The organism is Kitasatospora sp. SolWspMP-SS2h, assembly GCF_003259315.1.
Taxonomy (GTDB): Bacteria; Actinomycetota; Actinomycetes; order Streptomycetales; family Streptomycetaceae; genus Kitasatospora; species Kitasatospora fiedleri.
Window position 1 is genome coordinate 258,198 of sequence record NZ_QLLT01000007.1, and the last position, 11,470, is coordinate 269,667.

Below are 11,470 nucleotides of genomic sequence, written 5' to 3' on the forward strand. Positions count from 1 at the left end.
GGATGGTCGGAAACGCGGCGGGACCGGCCACAATGAACAGTCCGTACGGGCCCGGGCGGGTCCACCGGATCCATCCCGTCCGCCCCGTCCGTCCCGTCCGTCCCAGAGACCGAGAGGTGTAGCGATGAGCCCGACCGCACAGCGCCCCGACGCGCTCCATCCGGGCGCCGGCGGCAGAGCCACCGCGCGCCCCACCCTGGAGGAGGTGGCCGCGCTGGCCGGCGTCGGCCGCGGCACCGTCTCCCGAGTGATCAACGGCTCCCCCCGGGTCAGCGCCAAGGCCCGCGAAGCCGTCCAGACCGCCATCGCCGAACTCGGCTACGTGCCCAACCGGGCCGCCCGCACCCTGGTCACCTCGCGCACCGACTCGATCGCGCTGGTCGTGCCCGAGGCCGAGACCAGGCTGTTCTCCGAGCCGTACTTCTCCGACATCATCAGCGGCGTCTCGGCCGAACTCGCCGAGACGGACATGCAGCTGCTGCTGATCCTGGTCCGCAACCAGCGCGAGCGGGACCGGCTCTCGGCCTACCTGACCGCCCAGCGCGTCGACGGCGTCCTGGTCGTCTCGGTGCACCGCGACGACCCGCTGCCCGGGCTGCTGGAGAGCCTGGAGATCCCCTCCGTGCTGGCCGGCCGCCGCAGCGACCTCGAACCGCTCAGCTACGTCCACGCCGACAACGCCGGCGGCGCCCGGATGGCCGTGCGCCACCTGCTCCGGCGCGGCTGCACCCGGGTGGCCACCCTCACCGGCCCCCTCGACATGGAGGTCGCCCAGGCCCGCCTCGGCGGCTACCGCCGGGCCCTGGAGGAGGCCGGCCACGCCTACGACGAGGAACTGGTCGGCCTGGCCGACTTCACCGAGGAGGGCGGCCGGGTCGCGATGCGCGAACTCCTGGACCGAAAGCCCGAGTTGGACGGCGTGTTCTGCGCCTCCGACGTGATGGCGGCCGGCGCGATGCAGGTGCTGCGGGCCGCCGGGCGGCGGATCCCCGACGACGTCGCGGTGATCGGCTTCGACGACTCGATCGTGGCCCGGCACACCGACCCGCCGATGACCAGCGTCCGCCAGCCGATCGAGGAGATGGGCCGCACCATGGCCCGCCTGCTGCTCGACGAGATCCACGAACGCGGCCGGGCCCGGCGGCAGGTGGTGCTGGCGACCGAGCTGATCGTCCGCGACTCCGCCTGACGGCGGGGCGGGCTCGGGGGAGGCGGGCTGGGGGTGGGCGTGGGACGCGGGCGTTCCGGGGGCGGGCGTGGGGGCGGGCGTGGGGCGCGGTCTCCCCGCGTGCCGCCCGGGTCGGGGTGTGCGGTCGCCCCGGCCCGGTCGGCCCGCCGGGTGCTCAGGAGTTGGGGCGCAGGGTCCAGACGATCTCCAGCACGCCGGTGACGGCGCCGTCCTCGCGGGTGATCTCCACGGTGATCGGGAACTCGGGGCGCTGTCCCTCGTCCAGCTCGGCGATCACCTCGGCGACCGGCCGGCCGAGCGTCGCGGTGGCGGTCACCACGCCGCGGGCGAGCTTCTTGAACGAGATCTCGCCGACCGTCGGCAGCGGCACCGCGCGCCCCAACTGGTCGCCGAACGCCGCCAGCACGATCGCCCCGCTGGCGGACTCGGCCAGCGTGAACATTGCCCCCGCGTGCGGCCCGCCCACGTGGTTGCGGTACTCCGGCAGGTCGGGCAGCCGCAGCACGGCCCGCTCCGGGGTGGTCTCCAGGTACTCCAGCTGCAGGGTCTTCACCATCGGGACGGTGGACGTGAGCAGCTCGCCGATCGCAGTAGTGGTCATGCCGCGATGTTACTAGCGGGTAGTTTGGCCGTCCATGCCCGGTCGGCGGCCCCCTCCCGCCGCGCGGCACCGACCGCTCCGACCGGTGCGCCCCCGTCCCGAATCGCCGCCGCCGCCGCCGCAGCCGTTTCGGCGTTTCGGTGTGCCGGCCTACCGGCTTACCGGCTTACCGGCTTACTGGCGTTCCGAGCGGGAACGACGAAGGCCCCGGTCGATTCCTCGACCGGGGCCTTCGTGTGATGGGGTGAGTGACGGGACTCGAACCCGCGGCCACCTGGACCACAACCAGGTGCTCTACCAACTGAGCTACACCCACCATCTGTCAGGTGCTTTCCCGCTCTCGCGTTCCCGCTCCGACAGGAAGAACTCTACAGGATGCGGAGGGATGCTCGCGCCAGGGTTTCCCCGACCGATCGGACCGGTCCGCTGGTCAGGTGGTGGGCACCTGGTGGCGGGCGGCGATCTCCCGCGCGGTGTCGCTGTCCGGGCCGGGCTGCGGGACGAACACCGCCTCGCGGTAGTAGCGGAGTTCGGCGATCGACTCGCGGATGTCGGCCAGCGCGCGGTGGCTGCCGCCCTTCTGCGGGCTGTTGTAGTAGGCGCGCGGGTACCAGCGGCGGGCCAGCTCCTTGATCGAGGAGACGTCCACGATCCGGTAGTGCAGGTGCCCTTCCAACTCGGGCATGTCCCGGGCCAGGAAGCCGCGGTCGGTGGCCACCGAGTTCCCGCACAGCGGGGTCTTGCCGGCCTCCGGGACGTGCGCGCGGACGTAGGCCAGCACCTGCTCCTGGGCCTCGGCCATGGTCAGACCGTCCGCGAGCTCGTCGAGCAGGCCCGAGGAGGTGTGCATCTGCCGCACCACCTCGGGCATGCTCGCCAACGCCTCGGCGGGCGGGCGGATGATCACATCCACGCCTTCGCCGAGCACGTTCAGCTCGGAGTCGGTCACCAGGGCGGCGACCTCGATCAGGGCGTCCCGATCGAGGTCGAGGCCGGTCATCTCACAGTCGATCCATACCAGACGGTCATTCACGCCTTCACCCTACGGCGCGATCGCGCGCCCCCGACACCGCACGCGCCCCGTCCGGGGCGAAGTCCGCCGCGTCGCGCGCCCCGCGCTCCGGCTCGGCCTCCGGGCGGTGCGCCGCCTGCCGGCCCCGGGCGCTCGGCTGCTCGCCGGTCGCGTCCTCCGCGATGGCGTGCTCCACCGGACGGTCCGGGCGCTCCGCCGGACCCGACCCGCGCCCACCCGGGTACGCCGCGCTCGGCCGCACCGGCTGCCCGGGAGAGGGCTGCGCGTGCGCGTGCGCGGGCGACGACCCCTGCTGGGCGCCGGGGTACGGGCCCCCGGCCTGGCCGGGCTGGCCGCCGCCGTGGCCCGCCTGACCGCTGTGACCGGGCTGGCTGCTGTAACCGGGCTGACCGGACTGGCCGCCGTGCGCCGCCGGGCCGGTGCCGCGGCCCGCGTACCGGGGGTCGCCCGGACGCTCCGCCGAGCGCGCACCGAAGGCGCTCGGCGGCGGACCGGCCTGCGGCGGCACCAGCGGACGCGGACGCTGCTGCCCCGCCGCACCCCCGCCCGGACCGGTCGGCCGGCCCAGCGGACCGCCCAACGGACCGCCCGCCGAACCGGCACCGGCCGGAGTCGGCTGACCGTGCGTCACCGGCCCGTGCGCCGGAGCGCCGTGGACGGCGGGCCCGTGGGACGCCGGGGCGTGCCCGTTCTGGCCCGGGCCGCGCTCGGCCAGGGCGTTGTTCGGGACCACCGGGGCCACCTGACCGCTGGCGGCCGGGCGGCGGGCCCGGAAGGTGGTCCGGTACGCGGCCGGGGAGACCCCGAGCTGCCGCCGGAAGTGCCCGCGCAGCGCCACCGGCGAGCGGAAGCCGCAGCGGCGGGCGACGTCGTCCACCGACAGGTCCGAGGTCTCCAGCAGCCGCTGCGCCTGCAGCACCCGCTGGGTGATCAGCCACTGCAGCGGCGCGCTGCCGGTCAGGGTGCGGAAGCGGCGGTCGAAGGTGCGTCGCGACATGTACGCGCGGGCCGCCAGCACCTCGACGTCGAACTGCTGGTTGAGGTTCTCCAACGCCCAGGTGACCACCTCGGCCAGCGGGTCGTTGCCGATCTCCTCAGGTAAAGACTGATCGATGTACTGGGCCTGACCTCCGCCGCCGCGGCGGTTCGGCACCACCAGCCGGCGGGCCAGCGCGTTGGCGGCCTCGGCGCCGTGGTCGCTGCGGACCACGTGCAGACAGAGGTCGATGCCGGCCGCGGTGCCCGCGGAGGTGAGGACGTCGCCGTCGTCCACGAACAGCTCGCGCGGGTCGACGTGGACCCGCGGGTAGCGCTTCGCCAGCGTCGGCGCGTACATCCAGTGGGTGGTCGCCGGGCGGCCGTCCAGCAGCCCGGCGGCGGCCAGCACGAAGGCGCCGGTGCACAGGCCGATGATCCGGGCGCCCTCGTGGTGGGCCTTGCGCAGCGCGGCGATCGCCTCGACCGGCGGCGGCTGCGAGATCGACCGCCAAGCTGGAACCACGATGGTGCCCGCCCGGGACAGTGCCTCCAGCCCGTACGGGGCGGTCAGCGTCAGGCCGCCGGTGGTGGTCAGCGGGCCCTCCTCGCCGGCGCACACCAGCAGGCGGTAGCGGGGGACGCCGGCGTCCTGCCGGTCCACGCCGAAGACCGACAGCGGGATCGAGCTCTCGAAGATCGGCGCCCCGCTGAACAGCAGCACCGCCACCGTCTCGCGCCGCCGCCGTCCGGCCAGCTTGCGCGGGGAGGAGAGCAGACCGGGACCGGCGAGCACGTCCGGCGCACCGCCCGCGCCCGCGCCGCCCGCGCCGCCCGCCGTCGCGGTGGCCGCACCGCCGTGAGCGCCATGGGAGTTGTGGGAGCTGTGGGCGGCGTGGCCGCCCGGGGTGAGACCGCCGTGGCCGGAGGCCGCCTGCACGGGGGACTGGGTCGCGGCGTGCTGAGCGCCCGTCACCGCTCCCGGACCGCCTTGGAGCTGGCCGCCGTTCGGGCCACCGGTGCCGGTGCCGGTGCCGATACCGGTTCCGGAGCCGTGGCCACCGCCGGGGTTGCCACCCAGCGAACCGGTCGACGCGCCACCGAACTTGCCGAGTCTCGCCGTGCCACCGGGATGGGACGACGGCTGGCGGCCGCTTTCAGGACCCGCGTCGCTCCTGCTCACCCTGCTCAAGGCGCTCCAGCCCCCTCGGTGGTGTGGTGGTCTCGGCTGCCGCTCTGCGAGCCAAGATCGAATCTACTTGGTGGACCGTTGCCGTTGTGACAAGTTCACCATCCGACGCTATGTCGACATGGCAATTTGGCGTGAAGCATTCGATCACGAAGCGTGGCACCCGTCGACCCCGCTGTGAAGGGGGCGCGAACAACCGTGGCCGGTTGTCGCACGACCTGTCGGCGATTCACCCGTCGACGGTGCACCCACCGCCCGCTGTGTGCTGCGGATTTGCCCGAACAGCAGGGCAGTGAGGCAAGTTGGCCGAAAACGTACGGTTCAAATCGGGGGCGTGAAACCGTCTTCCACGCGCCACAGCGCACACCTGAGCCATGATCTCCGCGCCCCGTCAGCCCCCCGGCCCAACCCGAACCGGCCACTCCCGAACGCCTCTCACCTCACACTCCGTCACTTGAACCCCTCTGTTCCGCTTGCGCCCCACTGGCACCACGACCCCCACCCGCCCCGGCCGCCCCGTCGCTTCCTCGCCGCCCCGAAACCCCGGGCCCGTCGACCCGGACGCCGCACATTCGTCCGAATCCAATCCCTCCCGAGGCGGTCACGCGCGCCACGCAGCCACGCCCCGGCGGCACCCCGCCATCACCCCGCCCAGCCTCCGCTGCCGCCGAGCCGCCCCTCCGCACCGCTCACCCGACCCCCGCGCCCGCAGACCGGCACCGGCGTCGCCCCGGCCCGCCCCGAAGCCCCCGGACCGTCGAACCGGCGCACCGACTCCACCCAGCCCCATCCGGGTCCGACGTCAGGTCAGCTCGCGGCGGTCGCGGTGTCGTTCCAACGGACCTGGGCGACGGCGGCCGAGGTCGGAGCCGGAGCGGACTCGATCGGCATGAGCGCTACGGCCTTCGTCCGCAGGACCGGCTGGGCGAGCGGTGCGCCCGAGGCTGCCGGGGCGAGTGGAGTGACCGGGACGAGCGGCGACTTCGACGCGGCCGGAGCGTTCGGGACGCTCGGAATGTTCGAGGTACTCGGACCATGCGGCGTCAACCGGGATGCCGGGATGGCGAGTTGGCCACGCGACCGCTGAGGTCGGGCGGGCGTGGCCGCGGCGAACCCCCGCCCGACGAGGGGGTGTTCACCTGCGGTGAGGATCACCCGCACCGCCTCCGGAAGGCTCGGCGCGCTGACCGTCGGACGGTAGGCCCGCTCCGCCCACGGCCGACCGTGGTGCAGCCACGCGCTGCGCAGCCCCGTCGCCTCCGCCCCCGCGATGTCGGCCGGACCGTAGTCGCCGACCATCCAGGTCTGCGCCTTCCAGTCCCCGGCCGGCCGGAAGCCGCACCGCCGCGCCGCAACCTCGAAGATCAACGGGTCCGGCTTGAGGCAGCGGGCCTCCTCCGAGATCACCCACCCGTCCACCAGCGAGGCGAGCCCGGTCAGCCGGATCTTCTCCAGCTGGGGCAGCGTCCCGCCGTTGCTGACGATCCCCAGCGTCCACCCCGCCTCGCGCGCCTCCCGGAGCGCCGCGACGTGTGAATCCGGGCACTGGATGTGGGAGTTGACGCCCTTCCGGTAGTGCGCGAGCAACGAGTCGACCGACCGGTCGATGCCGTAGCGGCGCTTCGCCGCACCCAGTACGGTGCTGCGCGGTACGTAGCCGCTGCCGTCGAGCATGACCAGCCAGTCGAGGTCTCCGGCTGGCAGTCCGTTCTCGGCGAGGAAGCCCTCCGCCCACGCTCTGAACGCGGCGTCCCTGGGCAGCAGGGTGTTGTCGAGGTCGAGCAGGAGCAGCGGCATGCCGAGCATGCTGCCAGCGGCCAGCATGTATGCACGTGGCAATTGCCAAAGGTCATTGGAATTTCCGCGAATTGGCCGAATCCGGTCGGTACGCGGGCAACCCGGATCATGATCCCAAAAGGAACCTCGCGCGGGCCGGAACCAGGCCGAATCGCCACACCCGCTCCGGCACCCGGCCGGACGGCCCCGACCGGGACAGCCGGGCACCGGAGGACACCGGGCGGGGTGCGACCGACGGGCAACTACCGTGCGCCGCCCATCGGCAGGAGCGATGACAGTCGGGTCACGTTGTGTCGTCGCACTGTTGCGCGCATCGCGTCCCGTCGGTCAAGCTCCTGGGAACACGCCGCGAGGGGGCGCACGCCAGAGCGCGTGTTTCCCCCACAAGCGGGAACCTCATCGCACGAGGGTGCCGTCGCTGGGCGGGGCCCGTTCCGAGCCGTACTCTGAAAGGCAGAGGTCGCCAACGGTGCCAGTCGTTCCCGGACGCATCGCCACCGCTGCCGTTCCTGCCACCGGGGCCTGGCGGTCCCCCGCCGCGTCCCCCTGCGTAGGCCCGTTTCAGTTGAAGAGTTTTGAGCCATGGCCGGTGAAGAGCCTTCCGCTTCTGCCCACGGCAGCCCGCACGACAGCAGGTCAGCTGTCGAGAATCCCGGCGTTCCGCCGCTCGCCGATCAGCCACGTCACCCCGACGCCCGGCCTGCCGACCCCGCCCCCGTCTCTGCCCCCGAACCTGCAACTGGACCCGGTCTCGGCCTCGGCGTCGCCTCCGGCCACGAGTCACCCCGTCCCGACCCAGACCACGAGGACAGCCCGCACCTCCCCGACGCCGCTCCCGCAGCCCCTGCGGACGCGCTCGCCCCGCCTCCGCCGCCCGTCCGTCCCCCCGTGCCCGCCGCCCGCTCCGGCCGGGCGAGTCGGGCAGGTTGGGCCGGACTGTTCGGCCGCGCCGCCCACCGCCGCAACGCCGACCCTGGCCCCGGCCCTGCCCCTGGGCCGGACCGTGCCGCTGAGTCCGCCCCCGACCCGGACCCTGCTCCCGGTCGGTCGCGGCGCGGCCCGGAGCGTGGGACCCCTGCACGTGACACCCCAGGAAACGACACCCCCGGACCTGCGGCGGACGCCGTCGTCGGACCACGACCCGGTACTGCGGAGGACGCGATGACCGACCGATCCCGTCCCACCGTCGGTCGCCGCGACGGCGAAGGCGAACCCCGGCTCCAGGAACACGGTTCGCGCGCCTGCGACCCGCAGTTCCAGCACGGCGTGGTGGTCGGTTTCGACGGCTCGCTCTCCAGCGAGCGCGCCCTGGCCTACGCCGTCGGCATGGCCCGACGCTCCCGTTGCGGCCTGGTGATCGTCCACGTCGCCAACCGGCTCCCCACCACCGTCTGGGCCGGCTGTGAACCGCCCGTCTTCGTGGACCTCCCGGACCAGCGCACCGAGATCCTCGGCCTCGAACTCGCCTGCGCCGACTTCCTCTCCGGCGTCCCCTGGATCCTGATCGAACGCGGCGGGGACATCTGCCACGAGATCGAAGAGGTCGGCCGCGAGTACGCCGCGGACGCCATCGTGGTCGGCAGCACCCACGGCCTGCTCGGCAAGCTCTTCGGTTCCGTCTCCGGCCGACTCGCCCGCCGCGCCAACCGTCCGGTGATCGTCATCCCCTGACCGCCCCGCACCGCCCCGACCGGGCTCGCACCGCCCCGCCCCCGCACTGCCCCGTCCCGCCCTCCGGCAGTCCCACCGCCAGGACGAGGGCTGCTACCGCGCGACCTGGCGGTATCGGCCGATCGAGTCGTTCCCCACCACACCGGTGCGCCGCGCCAAGGGACGATCGCCCTCTTGGCCGATCATGCCGAAGTGACCAATCGTCATATCGACGTACTGGCTGCTCGACGGCGCCTCGCCACAGCCGCACCACACCGCCCCGTGCCCACCGTGCTCGGGATCGCGCTGCTGGCCCCCGCCGTCCTTGGCACCTGGACGTCGGGGGCGGGCACCACCCGCGGTGGCGAGGTGCACAACGAGTTGAGGCTGAACGTCAGCACCAACGCCGGCACCGACCCCGGCGTGCGGCTCCGGGCGGGGGAGCCCGCCACCCGCACGTACCACCTGAGCAACCACGCCGAGTACCCGCTCGGCAGCGTGGTGCTGAGCGACCCCCAACTCCCCGGCGGGCGGCTCTCGTGCGGCGCCGACCGGAGCATCCCGCCCGGCGGCACCCTCGACTGCACCGCCACCTTCACCGTTGCGGCCGGCCCGCAGACCGCGCAGGTCGCGGCAGTCGCCGAGGCGCCCGACCACCTGCCGCAGGCGCACACCGAAACGCTCACCGGCTACCTGGGCATCGCCGCAGGCATCCGCCTCACCCGGGTGGGCACGCCCGGCGGCACGGGCCTGTCCCGCCGGTTTGCACCTCGGACGCCCCCGAGCGATCTCCGCGGATCCATCCTCGAATCCACTCGCGCATCCGTCCTGGGATCCACGGCCGAATCCGCGACCGGAACCGCCTCCGGTCCCACGACCGGTGCGGCCACCCGACCTGCGACCAGGGCGGTTGCCGGTGTCGGCGGCACCGTTGAACTCCAGTACCGCCTGGAGGCGTTCGGTGACGTCCCGATCACCGCCGCCTCGGTCACCGAGGGACTACCCGGCCTGGGCACGGTGGACTGTGCGGGCCCGGACGGTGGGCACACCCTTCCCCCCGGGCAGGCCGTCGACTGCCGGGCAACGGGGACCGCCCGCCCGGGACGCCAGACCGGTACGGCCCGGGCGGTCGGCCTGGCGGACGATGCGACCGTCGGCCCGGACGGCAACCGCCAAGCACCCCGCCAGGTCTCCGCCGAGGCGGACGGGGCCTACGACGGGCTGCGACCGACCCCGTCCAACCCGGAGCCGACCGAGCCCGCCCCCGTCGGCCAGGGGGTCGGTTCCGGCTCGGGGGCCGGGCCGGGCACCGTCCCTGGCTCGGGTCCCGTCACCGGACCGGGAGCAGGCGCGGGCCAAGGCCAGGGCCAGGGCCAGGGGCAGGCCGGCGGTGTGGCTGCCGGTGCCGGGCCTGCCGCTCCCGGCGCGACGGGCACCGGTGGCACCGCTGCTACGGGCACGGCTCCGGCGCTCTCGAACGACACCGTCCCGCCCGGGCTGTTCCCGGTCTCCGTCCCGCCCGGCACCCGACCGGAGGCTGCTGCGGTCGGGAAGCAGCCCGGCGTCGCAGGGCAGGCGCAGCCCGCGGCGGGAGCCCCGGTCCTGGCAGGGCAGTTGCTCGTACCGTTCCTCCCCGGTCAGGCGCCGGTGCTGCTGCCAGGCGGGACCGCCTTCGCCTCGCCCGCCTTACCCTTCGCCGCGCCGGGACGGTCCGGTGCGGCGAACCCCTTCTCCGGAAACCCGGCGGCGAGCACGACGGACAGCCGGATCGCCTCCGCCCTCGCATCTTCCTCCGCCCTCGCCTCCACCCCCGTCTCCGGCCCGAGCCGGGAGCCCGACCGGGCCTCCGGCACCGCGGCGGGCCGACAGCCGTCGACGCCCGCCACCGGCCGGTCCCCGGGCGTGCAGGCACAGAGCCAGTTCGCGGAGGAGGACTGGCCCCGGGGAGGCGAGGACGACACCTGGGACGGCGCCGAGGTGATGATGCTCCTGCTGGCGGTCCTCCTGCCGGTGCTGTGCGTGCTGGCGGCGGCCTTCACCACACCGAACCGCGGTCGGCGGGGACGGCCGTGACCACGGGGACAGCGACGGCGCGGGCGGCGGTGGCGGCACCGTGGCGGAGCACACGGCGCCGCCCCAGCGGTCCTGTTGGCATTCTTGTCGAGTCAAGGAACGGTTCGGAGCGCGCTCCTGAGGCCGGCGGCAGGGCAGGCGCAGCCGCCGGCACGGTCGGGCCGCGATGCTGACCGTCGCCCTCGCCGCGGTGTCGGGCGCGGCGCTGGCGCTGGTGATCGGCCTGTTGCTGGGGCGGACCAAGCGGGCGCGGGAAGGGGCGACGACACCGCAGGCGATGTCCTTTGCCGGGGCGGCGATCCTCGGCTTCTTCGCGCTCTTCCTGGGGTTCAGCATCACGGGCACCTGGCAGCAGCTGAACTCGGCGCGCCAGCACACCTATGAGGAGTCGCGGGCCCTCACGGAGGCTTACTGGACCGCCGGCGGCCTGCCCGAGGCCGACCGCCCCGCCGTGCGGGACAGGCTGCGGACCTACACCAGGGTGGTGATCGACGACGAGTGGGCCACCATGCGGCACGGCACCGGGAGTCAGGCCGCCTGGCGGGCAGTCGACCAGGTGCGGGCCGCCGTCGACCGGGCCGCCGTGCACAGCCAGGCCGAGGCGAGTGCCCGGACCGACGTGCTGCGGAGCCTGTCCGACGTCAACGCCAAGCGGAACGCGCGGCTGGGTGATCTCCGTGCGTCCGTGCCCGCGCTGGCGATCGGCGGTCTGCTGGTGGGGGCGGTGTTCGTGCTGGCCACCCCCTCGGTGATCGGGCTGACCTCCAACCCGCGGAACCTGGTGCTGATGTGTTTCGTGGGCGCCTCCGTGGCGTTCGGGGTGAGCATGGTGGCGGTGATGAGCGGGCCGTTCTCCGGCGCGGCACGCGTTCAGCCGACGGCGTTCCGACTGGCGTTGGAGCGCTACGACCAGATCGACCGCAACGCCGGGGCCTCGGCCCTGCCCCCGTTCCCATCCTGACC

At 74.1% G+C, this 11,470-nt stretch carries 7 protein-coding genes, 1 tRNA gene and 1 pseudogene; 4 read left to right on the plus strand and 5 right to left on the minus strand.

Annotated elements, in window-relative coordinates; genetic code table 11:
- The first annotated feature begins 124 nt into the window (after nt 1–124).
- A complete protein-coding gene (locus K353_RS11245) occupies nt 125–1,189 on the plus strand; it encodes a LacI family DNA-binding transcriptional regulator (RefSeq protein WP_111553430.1) in 1,065 nt (354 codons plus the stop codon).
- 154 nt (nt 1,190–1,343) lie between these two features.
- Here the strand turns inward: K353_RS11245 and K353_RS11255 are convergent, their stop codons facing one another.
- From K353_RS11255 to K353_RS11275, 5 genes and pseudogenes are all read right to left on the minus strand, one after another.
- Entirely contained in the window at nt 1,344–1,790 is a 447-nt protein-coding gene (locus K353_RS11255) for a DUF4442 domain-containing protein (protein WP_111553431.1), read from the minus strand.
- Nucleotides 1,791–2,030: 240 nt separating this feature from the next.
- Nucleotides 2,031–2,106 (minus strand) — tRNA-His (locus tag K353_RS11260).
- A gap of 114 nt (nt 2,107–2,220) precedes the next feature.
- Nucleotides 2,221–2,823, minus strand: a complete 603-nt coding sequence (orn, locus tag K353_RS11265; RefSeq protein ID WP_100838183.1) for an oligoribonuclease — start codon at nt 2,821–2,823, stop codon at nt 2,221–2,223.
- A 753-nt stretch (nt 2,824–3,576) separates the two neighbouring features.
- Nucleotides 3,577–4,594: pseudogene (locus tag K353_RS35495) on the minus strand (helix-turn-helix domain-containing protein); the annotation flags it as partial.
- Between the two features lie 1,200 nt (nt 4,595–5,794).
- Entirely contained in the window at nt 5,795–6,826 is a 1,032-nt protein-coding gene (locus K353_RS11275; protein WP_233533505.1) for an HAD family hydrolase, read from the minus strand.
- 1,119 nt (nt 6,827–7,945) lie between these two features.
- Here K353_RS11275 and K353_RS11280 point away from each other — a divergent pair.
- The 3 genes from K353_RS11280 to K353_RS11290 all read left to right on the plus strand — a co-directional run bounded on the left by K353_RS11280 (nt 7,946) and on the right by K353_RS11290 (nt 11,468).
- A complete protein-coding gene (locus tag K353_RS11280) occupies nt 7,946–8,455 on the plus strand; it encodes a universal stress protein (RefSeq protein ID WP_111553432.1) in 510 nt (169 codons plus the stop codon).
- Nucleotides 8,456–8,629: 174 nt separating this feature from the next.
- On the plus strand, nt 8,630–10,507 hold the full coding sequence (locus K353_RS11285; protein ID WP_146616444.1) for a hypothetical protein: 1,878 nt from the start codon (nt 8,630–8,632) through the stop codon (nt 10,505–10,507).
- Nucleotides 10,508–10,673: 166 nt separating this feature from the next.
- A complete protein-coding gene (locus K353_RS11290) occupies nt 10,674–11,468 on the plus strand; it encodes a DUF4239 domain-containing protein (RefSeq protein WP_111553434.1) in 795 nt (264 codons plus the stop codon).
- Nucleotides 11,469–11,470 lie beyond the last annotated feature (2 nt).

Excerpts from the sequence above, each read along its gene's own strand:
- K353_RS11245 (WP_111553430.1), top strand. The coding sequence starts at position 125 with ATGAGCCCGACCGCACAGCGCCCCGACGCGCTCCATCCGGGCGCCGGC.
- K353_RS11255 (WP_111553431.1), bottom strand. The coding sequence starts at position 1,790 with ATGACCACTACTGCGATCGGCGAGCTGCTCACGTCCACCGTCCCGATG.
- K353_RS11280 (WP_111553432.1), top strand. The coding sequence starts at position 7,946 with ATGACCGACCGATCCCGTCCCACCGTCGGTCGCCGCGACGGCGAAGGC.
- K353_RS11290 (WP_111553434.1), top strand. The coding sequence starts at position 10,674 with ATGCTGACCGTCGCCCTCGCCGCGGTGTCGGGCGCGGCGCTGGCGCTG.